Origin of the sequence: Bifidobacterium sp. WCA-178-WT-4B, assembly GCF_009696495.1 — a bacterium.
In the GTDB taxonomy this organism is placed as follows: Bacteria; Actinomycetota; Actinomycetes; order Actinomycetales; family Bifidobacteriaceae; genus Bifidobacterium; species Bifidobacterium infantis.
On the sequence record NZ_VULV01000001.1, the window covers coordinates 270,778 to 287,591 of the forward strand.

The 16,814-nt window shown below is 57.0% G+C and carries 14 protein-coding genes; 6 read left to right on the forward strand and 8 right to left on the reverse strand.

What is annotated here, in order from left to right; translation table 11 throughout:
• Positions 1-9: 9 nt before the first annotated feature.
• The 5 genes from FYJ31_RS01220 to FYJ31_RS01240 form a co-directional block, all read right to left on the reverse strand.
• Entirely contained in the window at positions 10-888 is an 879-nt protein-coding gene (locus tag FYJ31_RS01220; protein WP_012576499.1) for a carbohydrate ABC transporter permease, read from the reverse strand.
• Between the two features lie 69 nt (positions 889-957).
• On the reverse strand, positions 958-1,896 hold the full coding sequence (locus FYJ31_RS01225) for a carbohydrate ABC transporter permease (protein ID WP_014484463.1): 939 nt from the start codon (positions 1,894-1,896) through the stop codon (positions 958-960).
• A gap of 163 nt (positions 1,897-2,059) precedes the next feature.
• Positions 2,060-3,367, reverse strand: coding sequence for an ABC transporter substrate-binding protein (locus FYJ31_RS01230; RefSeq protein ID WP_012576497.1), 1,308 nt, complete (start codon positions 3,365-3,367; stop codon positions 2,060-2,062).
• A gap of 248 nt (positions 3,368-3,615) precedes the next feature.
• Positions 3,616-4,638 carry a LacI family DNA-binding transcriptional regulator gene (locus tag FYJ31_RS01235; protein WP_131214477.1) on the reverse strand — a complete coding sequence of 341 codons (1,023 nt, stop codon included), beginning with the start codon at positions 4,636-4,638 and terminating at the stop codon, positions 3,616-3,618.
• Between the two features lie 260 nt (positions 4,639-4,898).
• A complete protein-coding gene (locus FYJ31_RS01240) occupies positions 4,899-5,282 on the reverse strand; it encodes a hypothetical protein (RefSeq protein WP_131214479.1) in 384 nt (127 codons plus the stop codon).
• A gap of 627 nt (positions 5,283-5,909) precedes the next feature.
• On the opposite strand from FYJ31_RS01240, the gene FYJ31_RS12640 reads away from it, so the two are divergent.
• The 4 genes from FYJ31_RS12640 to FYJ31_RS01255 all read left to right on the forward strand — a co-directional run bounded on the left by FYJ31_RS12640 (position 5,910) and on the right by FYJ31_RS01255 (position 10,591).
• Positions 5,910-6,248, forward strand: coding sequence for a helix-turn-helix domain-containing protein (locus tag FYJ31_RS12640; protein ID WP_229773809.1), 339 nt, complete (start codon positions 5,910-5,912; stop codon positions 6,246-6,248).
• A gap of 110 nt (positions 6,249-6,358) precedes the next feature.
• The gene (locus FYJ31_RS12645; protein WP_326831153.1) at positions 6,359-7,078 is read left to right on the forward strand and encodes an IS3 family transposase; all 720 of its coding nucleotides are present in this window, start codon (positions 6,359-6,361) and stop codon (positions 7,076-7,078) included.
• Positions 7,079-7,620: 542 nt separating this feature from the next.
• Positions 7,621-8,859: an ATP-binding protein gene (locus FYJ31_RS01250; RefSeq protein WP_326831154.1), complete on the forward strand. Its 1,239-nt coding sequence runs from the start codon at positions 7,621-7,623 to the stop codon at positions 8,857-8,859.
• Between the two features lie 445 nt (positions 8,860-9,304).
• On the forward strand, positions 9,305-10,591 hold the full coding sequence (locus tag FYJ31_RS01255; RefSeq protein ID WP_154535754.1) for an OFA family MFS transporter: 1,287 nt from the start codon (positions 9,305-9,307) through the stop codon (positions 10,589-10,591).
• A 116-nt stretch (positions 10,592-10,707) separates the two neighbouring features.
• On the opposite strand, the gene FYJ31_RS01260 is transcribed toward FYJ31_RS01255, so the two are convergent.
• Both FYJ31_RS01260 and ahpC read right to left on the reverse strand, forming a co-directional pair.
• Positions 10,708-12,624: an FAD-dependent oxidoreductase gene (locus FYJ31_RS01260; protein ID WP_143724178.1), complete on the reverse strand. Its 1,917-nt coding sequence runs from the start codon at positions 12,622-12,624 to the stop codon at positions 10,708-10,710.
• A gap of 168 nt (positions 12,625-12,792) precedes the next feature.
• The gene (gene ahpC / locus FYJ31_RS01265) at positions 12,793-13,356 is read right to left on the reverse strand and encodes an alkyl hydroperoxide reductase subunit C (protein ID WP_012472063.1); all 564 of its coding nucleotides are present in this window, start codon (positions 13,354-13,356) and stop codon (positions 12,793-12,795) included.
• Positions 13,357-13,561: 205 nt separating this feature from the next.
• On the opposite strand from ahpC, the gene FYJ31_RS01270 reads away from it, so the two are divergent.
• Both FYJ31_RS01270 and FYJ31_RS01275 read left to right on the forward strand, forming a co-directional pair.
• Positions 13,562-14,245 carry a carbonic anhydrase gene (locus FYJ31_RS01270; RefSeq protein WP_143724177.1) on the forward strand — a complete coding sequence of 228 codons (684 nt, stop codon included), beginning with the start codon at positions 13,562-13,564 and terminating at the stop codon, positions 14,243-14,245.
• Positions 14,246-14,771: 526 nt separating this feature from the next.
• Positions 14,772-15,596: an ABC transporter permease gene (locus FYJ31_RS01275; protein WP_326831155.1), complete on the forward strand. Its 825-nt coding sequence runs from the start codon at positions 14,772-14,774 to the stop codon at positions 15,594-15,596.
• A 36-nt stretch (positions 15,597-15,632) separates the two neighbouring features.
• Here the strand turns inward: FYJ31_RS01275 and FYJ31_RS01280 are convergent, their stop codons facing one another.
• Positions 15,633-16,769 carry an AAA family ATPase gene (locus tag FYJ31_RS01280; protein ID WP_071477778.1) on the reverse strand — a complete coding sequence of 379 codons (1,137 nt, stop codon included), beginning with the start codon at positions 16,767-16,769 and terminating at the stop codon, positions 15,633-15,635.
• Between the last annotated feature and the right edge of the window lie 45 nt (positions 16,770-16,814).

Here is a 16,814-nt window from a genome sequence, read left to right on the forward strand (position 1 = left end):
CCTTTTCTGCTACTTTACGGCACCGGCGGTGATGCCTTGCGACAACTTGCGCTGGAAAATAATGAAGAAGATAATGGTCGGCACAATGCTGAGCAGCGAAGCCGAAGCAAGCGTGGTCGCATCCATCGTGCGCTGCCCCTGCAAGGTGGCGAGCGCCAGCGGAATGGTCTGCACGTCATCGCTCATCAGGAACGCCATCGGAATCATGTATTCGTTCCATGTCCACACGAAAAAGAACACGAACAGCACACTGATGGTCGACCAGGAAATCGGCAGCACCACCTTGCGCAGAATCTGCCAGCGCGAGGCGCCGTCGATGGCCGCCGCTTCGAGAATGGCCTGCGGAAACGTACCGTATACGGACGACAGCAGATATGTGCCGTATGCGCTTTGGATGATGGTGAAGATGATGATGATCGCCAGTTTGGTGTTGTACAGTCCGACCTGCTTGAACATGGTGTACAGCGGGTAGAGCAGCGCTTCCTGCGGCATCATATTGGCGAGCATGATGGCGAGCACAATCCATGTGTTGCCTTTGACCCTGCCGATGCCGAGCGCGAAAGAGTTCAGCACGGAAAGCACGACGGCGGCCACTGCCACTACCAGTGAAATAACCAGGCTGTTCCAGAATTTCAGCGGGAATTTGGTGGTGGTCCAGAAGGAGATAATGCCATCCATGGTGAAGTGTTTCGGCAGAGAAAGCGGACCGGTGGCATTGTAATCGACAGGCGTTTTGAATGCGTTGATGGTGAGTACGAGCAGCGGGAAAAGCACGAGCAGTGCGGCTGCGATGAGCACAATGAGGGTGATCCAATCGCCGGTCGAGCGCACATGTTGGGTTTTCTTGGATGCTTTCCGCGCTGCCGATGCGGTCATGGTTTGCGTCATGGTTGTTTTCCTCGGCTTTCGAAGTCTTGCGAGTCTTACATTTGGCGGGTCTGTTACGGTTTGGACCGTTCAGACCAGTTCCTTTTCGACGTGCTTCTGCACCATGGTGAACACGATGGAGAACACGATGATGACCACGGTGAGCGCTGTGGAGATGGCCGCGCCGTAGCCGACTTGTTGCACTTGGAAGAATTGATTGTAGGAATAGTACGATGGCACGGTAGTTGCCGTTCCCGGCCCGCCTTTGGTGAGCAGATAGACCGGTGCGAAGGTTTTCAGCGCACCGATGGTGGCAGTAAGGATGACCACCAGCAGTTCGGGAATAATGGATGGCAGCGTGACCACACGGAATTTCTGCCACCAGTTGGCTCCGTCAAGACCAGCCGCCTCGTAAAGTTCAGGATCCACGCGCTGCAGACCGGACATGAAAATCACTATCGGATAGCCCAGCTGAATCCACACCAGGATGAACATCAGTACCGGAAGCGCGCTATCAGGACTACCGAGCCAATTATGCTGCAGTGATCCCAGGCCGAGCTTAACGAGCAGCGCGTTCACCGCACCATCTTCCGGGCGGAAAATCCAGCCCATGATGATGGCCGCGACCGCAACTGGCAGCAGCTGCGGCAGGTAGAACATGGCCCGCAGAAAAGAAGCCGTCTTTCCACCGAATTTCTTCTGAATAACGTCAGTCAACAGTGACGAAATAAAAAGTCCGAGAATCGTAGGAATAACTACGATAGCCACAATAATCCAGAATGAATTAGCGAATGAGATCCAGAACGTGGAATCAGCGAACAGACGTTTCCAATTCTGCAATCCGACGAATTTAGCAGGACCAACTCCGCGCCAGCGAGTGAAACTCAAATAAATGTTCCATGCGAATGGAATAACGACGATAACGAGCAGACCTACCAGTCCGGGAACAAGATATGGTACGAATTTTGCGGAACGGTTTCCGGGAAGCCTTGACATTGAGACTCCCCCGTTTTTGGTCTTCTTTGACATTTTGGCTTTTCCTTTGGTTGCGCTGCGTTGCCTGTGAATATTGACGATTGCGATATTGGTTCGCAAGTTGTAATTTGCGATACCGCACGGGATTATTCATGATTGATACTGAGCAAAACCGGAATAATCCCGTGCGATGTCGGATATGAGATCAGATATACGATCAGTTGGTCTTGACGCCCATGTCTTCCACACCGACGTCGTACTTCTCGTGGATACCCTTGAGCACGTCGGCCGGCTTCTTGGTGCCGTTCACCAGTTCCTGGAATTCCGCCGGAACAGCATCGGTAAGGTTGGAAGCGGCGTAATCCGGGTAGTAGCTGAGCTTGCCATCATTGGCGTAGGAGGCGTATTCCTCGATCATGGCCTTGCTCTTCTCGTCGTTGATCTTGCTGGCGTCGCCCGCCACCGGAATTCCGCCGGCGTTGCCGAGGTAGTTCTGCACATCGTCGGAAAGCACGTAGTCAATGAACTTCGCAGCGAGATCCTTGTGGTGCGAGCGTTCCGGAATCACCAGCAGATTGCCTGCGCAGCCAATCGCGAAATTCGATTCCGGCATCACCGCGGCGTCCCAATCGAAAGTGGTGATCTGCTTGACGAAACGTCCCTGATTCCAGGTGCCGGTCTGATAGATCGGATACTCCCCCTTGATGAATGCCTGCGTGGTGTCTTCGGCCTTCATACCGGTGGCGTTGCGGGAGATGAAGCCCTTGTCGAGCCAGTCGTTGATGGTGCTCACGGAATTGGTGAGAATGTTGGAATTCCAGTCGACATCGCCCTTGTAGAGCTGCCAGTTGTCGATGAATTTGGCGTCGGCCTCCTTGGAAACCAGCTGCCACCACAGCCACATCACGCCGTATTCCTGCGCGTCGGCGGCGATCGGCGTCACTCCGGCATCCACGAATTTCTGGCAGACGTCCACGAACTCGTCATAGGTGGTCGGAATCTCCAGCCCGTACTTGGCGAACAGATCCTTGTTGTAGTAGACGCGCTGGAATTCCGCGTAACTGGTCATGCCGTACCAGGTGTCACCATCCATGATGCCGTTTTCATCATACTTGGCCACGGCCGCATTGGCGCCGGTCACCTTCTTGTCCCAACCGTATTGATCGACGTAATCACCCAAATCGGTGAGCAGCCCCATGGTGGAGAGCACGCCGGCCGAACCGTTGCCGCGATTGGATTCCATAAGATCCGGCGCCTCATCGGAATTGAGGAATTGGCTGCCGTTCTGCGCGATCTGCGTGAACGACTTGCGTTCGAAATTGATTTTGACACCCGTTTCCTTTTCGAAGGCTTCCGCGGCGCGACGCCATGCCTGGGTCTGGCCAGCGTCGTCTTCCTCGTAATACCAGAACGACAGGCTGTCTGGCGTTTCCTCATCTTGCGCGGTGTCGCTGCCGCATGCAGCGAGCGTGGTCAGCGACATTGCCACCGCGGCCGCAAGTGCGATGCCTCGTGTGATCTTCATGGTTTCTCCTTTGTTATTGGTGGTTGTGTTGTTGAGTTATGTCTCAAGTTGTTTTTCAGTTATGAAGATTGATATGTGTCGCCTCCTTTTTTCGAAACGTTTCGACGATGGCCGCGGATTAGCGCTTTTCAATTCGGCAATCACCATCTTCGCTTCGGCTACAACGCCTTCACTTACTTTCGAATCGTTTCGATTATGGATACGGAAATCCGTCCGCCTTTCACGGACATACTCCTACAGTTTTCTTTTCACACGTCACCAACTTTGGTAACGGAACCTCGACTATGCATGACCGGAGCGGACAGCTCCACCAATCCCTTGATGTCGCGACGCTCATCGATGGCGTCGACCAGCAGATCCACAGCCTTAGAACATAATTCCTGCGGCATGACCGGCATCTCGGTAATCGGCTGCGGCATCAGCTCTCCCTCGAAATACGTGCCGCACGACAATACCGAAATATCATCTGGCACCCGCAATCCCGAAGCCTGTAATTGCTGCAATACCAACTTCAGCACATTGGCGTTCGCCTGGTTGACAATCGCCGTGGGGCGCTCATCCAAAGAACAAAGCTCACGCACGAATTCCACGGCATCAAAGCGATCGTCACGATGCTTGGAGGATTCATGAATCGTCATGCCCAACTCTTCGGCACGTTCCAGCAAAGCCTTGCGGAACAGCAGCACATAGCCCGAACCGCGATCGTAATCGGTCTCATTGTCACGCAAAAACATAGCACTCCGATGCCCCTTGGAATACAGGCAATCCACAGCCATACGACCAGCCGTGGCAAAATCGATATCGACACAGGCACAGCCTTCATGCTCTGCAGGGTAACCGATGGCCACACAGGGTTTGGAATATGAGCCAGCCTGGGCGGTACGCTCGTCATGTTCCTCAATGTCGAGCAGCACCACGCCATCAACCAAGTTGCTTTGCGTCACGCGCCGAATGTCGGCCACCGCGTCCTCGCCGGTAAGCAACAGCACATCGTAGCCACGGTTCTTTGCCTGCCATGCGGTCTGCAGAAAGTAAGCGTTGTATTTGGCCTGATTGATATCACCGCGAATCGGCGCGCTGAGCGCAAAAATATGATTGCGCATACCACGCATTTTACGGGCGCTGGCATCCGGAGTATATCCAAGTCGTTCAACGGCGGCCATCACCTTATCGGTGGTTTTGGCGGAGATGGAACGCTTGCCGGAAAGCACGTACGAAACGGTGCTAACCGACACTCCCGCCTCCTGGGCTACATCTTTGATGCCCGCCATCTTCCGCCTCCTTCGGCTCTCCAAATCGCTTGCGCCACACATTGCGCGTGCCGCAATCCTCACTCATCATCCAACGAAACCATCCGCCAAGTCTCCCGGAATCTCTCCTACGGACCCTGTTCGACAAATTTATCGAATCGTTTCGTCGAAACGTTTCACTAATCGTAAAACAGTAACTCCGATTTGTCAAACGTTTTGACACGCCTGCCCATCATTCCCCGATAATAAGAGGAACAAACAAACTACCGCAGATTTTGCAGCTACTTCTTTCGCTTTCTGTGACGGACAGGTTTTGTATCAACCGGCGATGGGACAGGCACCAAAGTTATGCTCGACACGTCAAGTTTGTCTGCAAAATCCTTCATGGACTCAATTCCGCGGGCATAATACTGAAAAGATCTCGGAAAATAGACCTTTCCATCTGGATCGATCGGATTTTGCACTTTATGCAACGTGATTCCAACGCAATGATTGCCATCGCCTATGAAAAACGAATAAACTGAATCATTTTCCGCGCATTTTAGCACCGACGTTAATCGAGCGGACTCGGCTTGTAGCATGAAATTCATGACCGCGATTTTCTTGTCAATGGTCGCCTCGTCATGAAGACAGCGCATACCCGAAAGTAACGTCTCATCACTCAAAGTACTTTGAGATAACTCAACGAAAAGCCTAGAAACCGATTTCCGTCGATTATTCTTGTCTTGATATACGCTTCGTGGCAGCAGACAATCCACCCCTAGAAGGTGCAGAAAATTATCTGCGTCCTAGTTGATTTCGATGACAACATTGTTTGAGCAGCGCAACACCATTCTCTTCTGGGATAAACGCTGCGCATATGCAACTGCTTGCGCGCGGATTGTCTTCCACCTGCCGCCATCCGCCAACGCAACCCCTTGCCATATGTATAAAAACCGGGAGCACGATGGGTCTTGCTCCCGGAATTACCGCGCCATCGAAGGCTTTGTTTACCGTCCCTCCGCACGGACGATCCCATTCCCATCGGACCCTAGGAGGCGCTCGACACAAGGTCGCTTCGACCCGCCCCTAGCCTAGCCACTTCTAACGTAGGACAAGTAGTACGGCGGAAACCCTCTTTGCGGATTTGCAAACCTTCTCAGCCCGTTCCGACCGACCGGCAAGCCGATACGGACAAGGTTTTCAAAAGTTTGTACCTCAATGATACCTTCACACGAAGATAACAACTCTTTTATGCTTTCGGAATAGGGGCTGCGGACGTTTTCTTGGAGACCGAACGGAAAGATTTTCGTATGTCCGGTCTTGAGGAACGAGAGCGTGCGGTGGGGTTGTATTTCACCACGTCGATGACGACGGCCCAGGTGGTGGAGCATCTGGGTTATCCGACCAGGCAGTGCCTGGAGCGTTGGCTGGCGATGGATTCCCGGTATGCCGGCCATATGGCCAAACCCATCATCCCACTGGAGACACGGCGAAGGGCAGTCGAGCTGGTGCCGGGTAGCGTGCAGAAGCAGGCCGCCAAACAGGCTCGGCGCGGGCGTCGGCGCGGTGCATGGCTGGGTCAGGGCGTACCGCAAGGGCGGCATGGCCGCGTTGCAGCCCAAAAACAGGAACGCCGCGCAGGGCAATAAGCCCGCTGACTCCCGCCGCCGGCCGTCCGCAGCCGATGATGATGACGCGGAGGCGTCGCGCCGCAGGGTCGAGGAACCGGAACCGGGGGAACGCGTTGATGCGGGAGGTGGTGGAGGCTCGCAGAAAAAGACCCCGGCGCCGACCTGCGGCGCCTGTCGAACAGGGAGAAGACCCTGTTGATCGACCGGTTGAGGCCGGCGTATTCGCCCGGCTCGATGACATGCTTGCCCGGCATCGCGCCGAGCGGCCACCTACTGCCACCACGCCCGGCTCGGCGTTGACAAGTACGCCGGCTCCCGCCAATCTCGTCGACCGGGACTTCACGGCCGAGCGTCCGAACGAGAAGTGGCTGACGGACATCAGCGAGATCAAGGCCAGGGACGGGAAGGTGTACCTCTCGCCGATGATCGACTGCTTCGATGGCAAGATCGTCGCATACACCGCCGGCTTCAGCCCCAACGCGGAGCCGGCCAACCGGATGCTGGAGAAAGCGGCCTCGACGCTGCCGGGGAACGCGCGTCCCCTGGTGCATTCCGACCGTGGCCGCCACTGCCGGTGGCCCGGATGGCTCGGGCTCATGGAACGCTTCGGGCTGACGCGCTCCATGAGCGCGAAGGGCTGTTCGCCGGACAACGCGGCCGCGGAGGGATTCTTCGGCGGGATGAAGACCGAGGCGGTCCACCCCGAGAAGTGGGAGGAACACACCCGCAACGAGGTGCTCGCCTTGGTCGATGAGTGCATACGCTGGCACGACCACGAGCGCATCAAACAGTCGCTTGGTTGGATGAGCCCGGTACAATACCGTCAAAGCCAAGGAATGGCCGCGTGATTATCTCCAAGAAAACGTCCGCAGCCCCCAACGCCCGGGATTTTGCGCACTTTGGTCTGGGCTTGGGATAGGGGCATGGCCCGTGTCCTGTGTACGATTTTCTGTCGCCAAACAAAACAAACCGCGATTGGAGACGAGGGCACGAAGCCATGCCGCAGCAGATTCCACAGGTCCACCGGCACACGGCCGGGGCGTCGAAAAAGGGGCTCCCGGTCCGTCGGCGTCTCCCGGGAGGGCGGAACATGATCGAACACGTCTTCAACCGCATGAAGCACTACCGCAAGCCGCCACCCGCCACGACAGGCTCGACGAGACCTCCCTCGCCAATCTCCGGCTCATCCTCATCGCCATCCACCTGAAAGTTTTTATAATCTCTTATAATTTCTGTCATCCTAAGAATCAAAATCATGTCAAAGTCGGAAACGAAAACATGTCAAACCGGGAAACGAAACTATGTCATAGTAGGAAGCAAGAACAGATAATCGTTGATTTTTCAGGAGTTTGCCGCAATGAAGCAATATAGAAAGTGAATTTACGATACAGTGCTGCGGCACCGTCTTGAAGCCAAAGGTGCGGTCTTGGTCGAGGGACCGAAATGGTGCGGGAGAACAACGACTTGTCTGCAATTAGCACAAAGCGTGCTGTACATGGCACAACCTGATATCCGCGAGCAAAACATCATGCTTGCGGATATGCAGCCTTCGCTGCTTCTGCAAGGAGCGACACCGCGACTCATCGATGAGTGGCAAATTGCACCCAAACTGTGGGATGCTGTCCGTTTCGAAGTCGATCAACGCGACGAATTCAATCAGTTTCTCCTTACCGGCTCAAGTGTGCCGCCCAGCTTTACAGACATTGCCCACACAGGAACCGGCAGGATAGCTCGCCTACGCATGAGGCCTATGAGCTTGTATGAGTCCGGAGATTCTACAGGTGCGGTATCGTTCGCTTCACTGTTCGAAGGTGAATCTATGCCGCTCTCCCGAGTGGACTCCAACATTGAACACATTGCTTTCCTGTTGTGCCGTGGCGGATGGCCGAAGGCAATCGACCAAACAGAGCGCATCGCGCTACAACAGTCTCGAGATTACTTGGATGCCATTGTCGAGTCGGATATCTCCCGAGTGGATGATGTGCAACGAGATTCTCATCTGGCACGTCGTTTATTGCGTTCGTATGCCCGTATGGAATCATCGCAGGCTCAGTCAGCACAAATTGCCGCGGACGTGCGAGGCAGTGCCGAAAGTCCCAGCGACAAAACCGTGCAATCCTACATATCCGCACTAGAAAAAATATTCGTTCTTGAGGATATGCCTGCGTGGAATCCAAATTTGCGCTCCAAGAGTGCAATACGCACTTCAGATACCAGACATTTTGTCGATCCCTCCATCGCAGCGGCAGCATTAGGAATCGGGCCAGCCGGCCTCATCAAAGATCTCGAGACTTTTGGACTGTTGTTTGAAAGTATGTGCGTACGAGACTTCCGCGTATACGCAGACGCCCTCGATGGCGATGTGTTCCACTTCCGCGACAGAACTGGGCTTGAGTGCGATGCGGTCCTTCACCTGCGGGATGGCCGATACGGGCTCATCGAAGTCAAGCTGGGAGGGAACCGACTCATTGAAGAAGGTGCTGCCAACCTAATAAAGCTCGCCGACAAAATCGACACCACCACCATGTCAAAACCCAGTTTCCTTATGGTGGCGACAGGCACAGGTGAATACAGTTTCACCCGCCGAGACGGTGTCATGGTGGCCCCCATCAGAACGCTTAGACCATAGCATTGCCAGGGGTGAAACAACGGTTCTGCCAAAATCGGGCGTGTCAATCGATGCACGTCGCGATTTTGGCAGAACCGTTGTGTTCCAAGGAATATGCCGCGTCCACGAGCAGACGTCGTGTATCGACCACATCAATACCCTCATATAACTGTTTTCGATGTGAGAAAGCTCACGGTCTCCAACCGCAGAAACCAGCCACAGCAACCCCATAACAGCGTTATAGTTCTGTTTGTCGGCGTCGACAAGAGCCAGCAGCGCCGATGAAATGCACACCAAGGATGTTTAGCGAATTGTTCGCAGTTCGCACGATTCGATTTGATTCGATTCGTGCAGCCCGGATGGTTCACGGGGGCATGCCGTCGTGATGTGCGTGGATATGGGCGATACGACTCTCGTTCGGGTCGGCAGGTCATCGTACACCAGTTACGAAAGGATCCGTCCATATATGGCAAGGTTTACCGAGAATCGTTGGACCAGCGCGATTATTCCCGCACTGCTGATTCATATCCCAATCGGTACCGTCTATTGCTGGAGCGTGTTCAAGCAGCTTATCGCTGACCATCTCCACGCCAGCCCCGCCTCCGTGGAATGGGGCTTCTCACTCGCCATCTTCTTCCTCGGCATGTCCGCCGCGTTTGCCGGGCCAATGGTGGAGAAAAACATCAAGAAATCCGCACTCGTCTCCATGGTCTGCTTCGTGGTCGGCTTCGCCGGCACGGGCGTGAGCATCGCCCTGAACTTCCTGCCGGGCGTGTTCATCTGTTATGGCGCGATCATGGGCATCGGCCTGGGCGTCGGTTATCTGACTCCGGTCAAGAACCTGATGCTTTGGTTCGCCGACAACAAGGGCCTCGCCACCGGCATCGCCGTCGCCGGCTTCGGCCTGGCCAAGGCCATTGCCAGCCCACTGATGGAATATCTCATCGGCACGGTTGGCCTGGTCAGCATGTTCTTCATCCTCGCCGCGGTCTACGCGGTGATGATGTTCGTCGGCTTCCTGCTCATCAAGCGTCCGGCCGGCTGGGTGTACGATCCCGCGACCTCACACGTCAGCCGCAAGACAATCCTCAAGAAGCCCGTGTTCTGGGGCATCTGGATAGCCTTCTATATCAACATCACCTGCGGCCTGGCCCTCATCAGTCAAGAGAAGGACATCCTGCACGATGTGCTCAAGGCCTTCCCGCAGTATGCCAACCTGAGCCCCGCCAAGTTTGCCGCCGCCATCTCCGGCATCATCGGACTGGTGCTCGCCGTGGACTCCGTGTTCAACACGGCTGGCCGCGTGGGCTTCTCCACACTCTCCGACCACCTGAAGCGCCGCGAGACCGTCTATCAGGTAATCTTCATCATGTCGATTGCCGTGTGCTTGCTGCAGATCTTCACCAACAGCATCGACAACGCTCTGCTGTGGGCCGTGCTGGCCATGCTGTTCCTCGTCAACGCGGGCTATGGCGGCGGTTTCTCGACGCTGCCCGTGCTGCTTGATCAGCACTTCGGCACCAAAACCGTCTCCACCACGCACGGTCTGACGCTGAGCGCCTGGGCGTTCGCCGGTCTGTCCGGCAACCAGTTGGCCTCGTTCGTAGTTGCCCACGCGCCTGATCAGGCCCACCGCTACGCCGCACTCATCCCGGTGCTCACCGGCCTGTTCGTTGTGGCCCTGATCAGCATCAGCCTGGTCAAGTACCTCGGCGACAGAAACGTCACGAAGGCCGTCGAAGACCGAGGCTGAGCTGCCGCAAAACAACGATTCTGCCGGAGTCGGGCGCATCGATCGCATCAATCGATGTACGTCACGATTTTGGCAGAATCGTTGTTGTTGCTGTTGAGTACCTGAGGTCGTGCGGCTTACGCGCCAACCAGTTCGAGCATTTGGGGGATGCTCTTTTTGCCGAATTCGACTTGCTGGGTGCCGTCGGCGTGGGTGATGACGATGCAGGGCACGCTCATCGCGCCGTACTGGTCCTTAAGTTCGGGGAAGTGCGAGACGTCGTAGGCTTCGGCGCGCACGGCCGGGCTCAGGGAGGCAATACGCTGGGAAGCAAGCACGGTTTCCGGGCACATCGTGCAGGTGAGCGAGACGAGGATCATGATGTTCAGCGGGTCCGTGATGGACTTCGCGCGTTCGACCAGGTCATCACCCAGCGGCTGGCCGGGACCGGCCGCATTGTACAGGCCAAGCACGAACGAGTTGAACTCGTGGCCGGAAGGTATGCCGTGGAAGGCCAGACCGGTGAAGACCAGTGAACCATTGCCGTCCTTGCCGGCCTTGCCGTCGCCCTCAGCCGGCACGCAGATGCGCACAGTTGGGCGGGCGAGTGGCAGGACGCCGGCGACGTCGAATGTGGCGCGGCCGGAATCGTCCAACGAACCATAAGTGGGCAGTTCGGTGCCGTCCGGCAAAGTGACGGCCAATGGCTCGCCAACCACCAAAGAAGTAGGCACAGAAGCACCATCCACCGCCGTGATCAGCCCTGCGGCATCGACGGCGACCGAGTTCAGCTTGCCATTCGACAACGCGACTATCTCGCCGATGAAGCCCTGCAATTCCGCTGAAAGCGGGGTGCTGTCCAGCTCAAGGGCAAGGGTGACCGGGCGGGTCATGCGGCCGAAGACCACGCCAAGCTGCTGCTTGATGGCGGCGGAGAACAGTTCGCCGGGCTTCTTGGCGGCGCTGGCTGCGGCTGCGGCATCGGCGCTGCGTTTGGCGGGAGCCGGGGCGGGCGTCGTGCCAGCGGCCGAGGCGGCGGAGGCGGCTTTGGCCTCGGACTCCTCATAAGCGGAAGCAGTGGGACGCGGCGGCACCAAGCCGGTTTTCTCGCTCATCTGCTTGGCATAACGCTCCAGTTCCACGGCGGCAATCGCGCCGTCGGCGGTGGCGGTGACCACCTGGCGCAGGTTCTTGACGCGCAGATCGCCGGCCGCGTATACGCCCGGCACCGAGGTTTCGAGGTAGTCGTGCGTGACCACGTAACCGTGATCATCGAGCTCCACTACGCCGCGCACCAGATCGGTGGCGGGCACATAGCCGGCGAACACGAAGACGCCGAAGGTGCCGGCGTCGGCGGGCTTCCACGTTTCGGTCTGGCCGGTGGCAAGGTTCAGGATCGAGGCTTCTCGCAGGCCGCCTTGGCCGGCGGTGACGCCCTTCAGCTCGACCTGATAACGCACGTCGATCTTTGGGTTGTTCTTGGCTTCGGCGGCCACTGCGGCGTCGCACGTAAAGTCCGGTTCGCGCACGAGCACGGTGACTTTGGAGGCGTATTTGGTCAGGAACACGGATTCCTCGGCCGCGGCGAATCCGCCGCCGACCACCAGCACTTCCTTGCCGGTGAAGAACTCACCGTCGCAGGTGGCACAGTAGGCCACGCCACGGCCGGCGTATTCGGCCTCGCCCTCGAAGCCCAGCTTGCGCGGGCTGGCGCCGGTGGCGATGAGGATGCCGAACGTCTTGAGGTCGCCGCGTGAGGTGTGCATGGTTTTGATGTCACCATCCACGTCGAGACCGGTGGCTTCGGCGGAGAGGAATTCGGCACCAAAGTCCTGAGCCTGCTGACGCATAGTTTGGGTGAGCGCGCGGCCCGTGGTGCGGCCCACGCCCGGATAGTTGACGACTTCGTTGGTGATGGTGATCTGGCCGCCGAAATCATCTTTTTCAAGAATCAGCACACGGTAGCGAGCGCGGGCCAAGTACAGGCCGGCCGTCAGGCCAGCCGGCCCGCCACCAATGACGACGACGTCATAGAGATTGTTGGTCTGAGTCATGAAAACTCCCTTACATACACTGGCTCCCCTCTCTGAGGGGAGCTGTCGTAGTGAGACTGAGGGAAGCATATCGGATCAGGCTAGCTCTCGCGAGCACTCCCCCCAGTCGCTTTCAGCGACAGCTCCCCTCAGAGAGGGGAGCCAAGGTTACCGCCTATTCAGTGTCGATCACAGCTGGCCGACGAGGTCGAGGCTGGGCTCGATGGTTTCCTCGCCAGGGGTCCAGTTGGCGGGGCAGACCTGGTCGCCGTGCTCGTAGACGAACTGGGAGGCCTGCACGCGGCGCAGCAGCTCCTCGGCGTTGCGGCCCACGTTGGAGGAGATGACCTCGTAGGCCACGACCTTGCCCTCGGGGCTCACGATGAAGTCGCCGCGCTCGGCCATGCCATCGGCCTCGTTGTAGGTGTCGAGATCCTTGGCCAGCAGGGCGGTCGGGTCGGCAAGCATCGGGTACTCGATCTTGGCGATCTTCTCGTTGGCGTCGTGCCAAGCCTTGTGCACGAAGTGGGTGTCGCAGGAGACGGAGTAGATCTCGCAGCCGATTTCCTTGAACTTGGCGTAGTTCTTGGCCAGGTCTTCAAGCTCGGTGGGGCACACGAAGGTGAAGTCGGCCGGGTAGAAGAAGAACAGGGACCAGTGGCCGAGCACATCGTCCTTGGTCACTTCGTGGAACTCGTTGTTCTGGAATGCGTTCACCTTGAAATCGGTCAGTTCATGCTGCAGAAGAGTCATCATCGGTCCTTTCGGGAATTGTTAATCTTCAAGCGTTTACCACCACCTATCGTAATGTGGTGAGCCACGGCTCGCGCGGGTGTAACGTATGAGCCTTATCACACCACCCGCAACCCTTGTGCCCAAATGGCCGTTGCCCCAATCACGACTATGCGCGAATACTCGCTAATATGGCAATCAGCAGCCCGCTGATAATGGAGGTTTCATGGCTCAGTCAGACTTTGAACAGGAATCGACCGCAAACGCAACGTGGAGTCGCATGCTGCAAGGCAACCGGCGCTTTGCCGAGGGCAAGCCCGACCATCCATGGCAGGATCAGGAGACCCGTCAAACGTTGCTTGATGGCCAGAACCCGGATGCCGCGGTGCTTTCCTGCTCGGACTCGCGCGTGCCTCCGGAAATCATTTTTGATCAGGGCCTGGGCGATCTGTTCACCGTGCGCACCGCTGGGCAACTCATCGATAGTGCAGTTATCGCCTCGCTGGAGTACGCGGTCAAGAAACTGCATGTCAGCCTGATCTGTGTGCTCGGTCACGAGCACTGCGGCGCAATCGAGGCCGCCGAGCAGGAGCTGGATGACCTGATGCACACCATCACTTCCGAAGCCGACGGCTCACTGGAGGCCGCGGACGCGATGGACGATCTCGACGAGCACATCGCCGCCGCCGAATCGATTATTCTGCGCCAGGCCGGCATGTCCGTCTGGCAGGCGCGCGAAGCCGAGCTCGACACGCATGAAGATATCGAGCGTGTGCATGTGGCCCACACCATTGAGACGCTGGTGGAACAGTCTCCTGTCATCCAGCAGGCCCTCGCCGCTGACAAGCTCATGATCGTCGGCGCCCGTTACCAGCTCAGCACCGGCAAGGTCGAGGTGCTGAGTTTCTGACCATCAGTCAGGACTTGTTTGCCGGGTACAATGTGTTCGCGGTACATCTGTGTTAAGAGAGATTGAAGTACACGGAAATCTGAACCAATGCCGCCTACCCTTACTATCCATTATGGATCTGCCACATATACCGCCAACCCGGCCCTCGCACATCTGCAACAGCAACCCCGCCCAGCAGCAGTGGCAACGACGACAGTATCGCCAGTGCCAGTATCACCCGTATCCCCGTCACCCGCATCTTCCTCCGCATCCCCTTCCCCATCGGATGCCGTCGGCACTGTTCTGGCAGGCAGCACGCAAGCGGTAAGGCTCGAGTCCCAGCTCACAGCCAACCGCGTGCACGGGTCCTTCAGCCCCGAACTGCTGATTCTCGACGAACCGACCTCGGGCCTCGACCCGGCGCTGGATCTTATGGTGATGACCATGTTGCGCCAGCTGGCGGATGCAGGCCGAATCCACCATCATGCGGCACACCGAGCATGAGTAACCGGCAAAGCCATTCCGCATCAAACAGACCATCACTCTGGTGATTCGTCAACTGCTTGTGCTCGTCATACTGGGCGCCTGTTCTATGGGATCGGCTTTGTCCGTGCGAGACATCGTCTTCGAGCGAGCGATTTACGACCGCGAGCGCGCGGTGGGCTTGGCGCCCACGTCATACACCGCCTCGAAACTCATCGTGATGGGTTTGCAAACCTTGTTGCAGGCGGCGATTCTGACCACTGCGGTCAGCCTCGGCAAGCCCGGCCCGGACCATGGTGTGGTCACTGATTCCGGCATACCCGAACTGGTGTTGGCGATCTGGCTGGCTGCGTGGACTTCCGCATTGTTGGGCGAGGTCGGCTCGGCGTTGGTGAAGTCAGGAGAACAGACGATGCCATTGCTGGTGGTGCTGGTTATGGCCCAGTTGGTGTTCTCCGGCGGCATGATTCCGGTCACTGGCCGCGACAGTCTCGAATTGGTCAGCATGATCTTCCCCGGGCGTTGGGGCTTCTCCGCCGCCGCCTCGGATATCGGGCTCAACGATCTGCTGTATGGCCCCACCAAGGTGCCGATGTTCAAAAAAAGGATGATCTATGGGAGCACACCACGGATCAGTTCTGGTTCAACATTGGCATTCTGGGGATTATGGTGGTCGTCTTCACCATTGTGCTGCGTATTTGCGTCAGCAATGCCGTGGCCAAGATGCGTCGGCATTCGTAGAACCGGATTGCAACTCGCCTGCAACCGGCTTACTTCATTCATTAGGTCAATTATGCGTTCATTTGGTCGCTGGACCCCGATACCGACTATTGAAATGCTGCCATTCCAACGCCTCACCATGCCGGCAACCCACCAAATGAACGCATAATTGACCTAATGAATGAACCCAACCCGATATTCGGTGCTACAACGACTGCAAATACTGCCCCAAATGCGGCACCGCAAATTCCAGCTGCCCATGACCTGCCGGGCGAATGAGGTTATCCTTGATAAGAACCGCCCGGTACTTGCTCACCCAGCTTCGACTTCTGCGCGCGCGATCCGCAATATCACCCACCTGCGTGGGATTTGGCGAATCCTTGGCCATGGCCGCGAGGAACAGCCTCTCTGCACTGGTGGTGCCATCCAGCGCTGGAGCGCATACGGCATCGTCGAAGGCGAGCAACGCATCGGAAACACCGGTCGACACGTCGTCCGCGGTAATGACATCTGAACCTCGACGCTGCGCAGATTGCCACATGTAGTAGCCAACAAGCTGCACCATGTACGGGTATCCTTCAGACTGGCGAGCGGCTTCAAGCGCATCTTCCCCACTGATGGTCTTGCCGGAATCCGCAACTGTTTCCAGGAACGCATTCTTGACGTCTGGAAGCGGCACATTATCCAATTCGCGGCGTAGCGCACGGCGCAGGAATGTGGTTACCTCGTTATCCAGCAAATCGTTGACCATATACGGCAAGCCGGCAAATACGATGGCAACGCCCTTCTTATCCTCATCAGGCGTATCACTTTCATCGGCATCCGTAATGACGTGCTGCACGGCTGTAGCAATGGCAACCAAATCATCGTGTGAGGCCGCTTGCGTCTCATCGATGGTGATGAGAATGCCCTTCCCTTTGCCAAGTTTCTTACTGCCCAGCCGCTTGTTCAACGCGTTGCGCAACGTCAGTGGATTGGATTCCGCGGAAAAGTGCGCTTGCCCGAGACTCGCCGTGGCAATGCCGGAAATTCCAATGGAAGGACTGATATTGGCCTGATCCAGACGCAATCCCGAAGGCGATAATGCCGCTATGAGTCTCGTGACCAGTCCTGCGGACGCCGTCTCTCCAATGACTTCCCAATGCTGCGCTTTGGCGATGCGCCGAAATTCGGTGAGCATAACCGTCTTTCCGAAGCCGCGCTGCCCGGTGACCAGCATGATGCGCCCAGGAGCCCCTACCCCGTTGGTCAGCGCCTCGGAAAAATCTTCGATAATGGAGTGCCGGCCAATAAGAATCGGCGGCATTTTACCGGCGGTTGGTTTGAAGGGATTGACTGCCATGACCACACTCCTGCCCACAACACATACCATCTGCCACGATTGCGT

Bases quoted from the DNA above. Each gene is read 5' to 3' on its own strand.
- FYJ31_RS01220 (WP_012576499.1), bottom strand. From the start codon at position 888: ATGACGCAAACCATGACCGCATCGGCAGCGCGGAAAGCATCCAAGAAA.
- FYJ31_RS01225 (WP_014484463.1), bottom strand. From the start codon at position 1,896: ATGTCAAAGAAGACCAAAAACGGGGGAGTCTCAATGTCAAGGCTTCCC.
- FYJ31_RS01230 (WP_012576497.1), bottom strand. From the start codon at position 3,367: ATGAAGATCACACGAGGCATCGCACTTGCGGCCGCGGTGGCAATGTCG.
- FYJ31_RS01235 (WP_131214477.1), bottom strand. From the start codon at position 4,638: ATGGCGGGCATCAAAGATGTAGCCCAGGAGGCGGGAGTGTCGGTTAGC.
- FYJ31_RS12640 (WP_229773809.1), top strand. From the start codon at position 5,910: ATGTCCGGTCTTGAGGAACGAGAGCGTGCGGTGGGGTTGTATTTCACC.
- FYJ31_RS01255 (WP_154535754.1), top strand. From the start codon at position 9,305: ATGGCAAGGTTTACCGAGAATCGTTGGACCAGCGCGATTATTCCCGCA.
- FYJ31_RS01260 (WP_143724178.1), bottom strand. From the start codon at position 12,624: ATGACTCAGACCAACAATCTCTATGACGTCGTCGTCATTGGTGGCGGG.
- ahpC (WP_012472063.1), bottom strand. From the start codon at position 13,356: ATGACTCTTCTGCAGCATGAACTGACCGATTTCAAGGTGAACGCATTC.
- FYJ31_RS01270 (WP_143724177.1), top strand. From the start codon at position 13,562: ATGGCTCAGTCAGACTTTGAACAGGAATCGACCGCAAACGCAACGTGG.
- FYJ31_RS01280 (WP_071477778.1), bottom strand. From the start codon at position 16,769: ATGGCAGTCAATCCCTTCAAACCAACCGCCGGTAAAATGCCGCCGATT.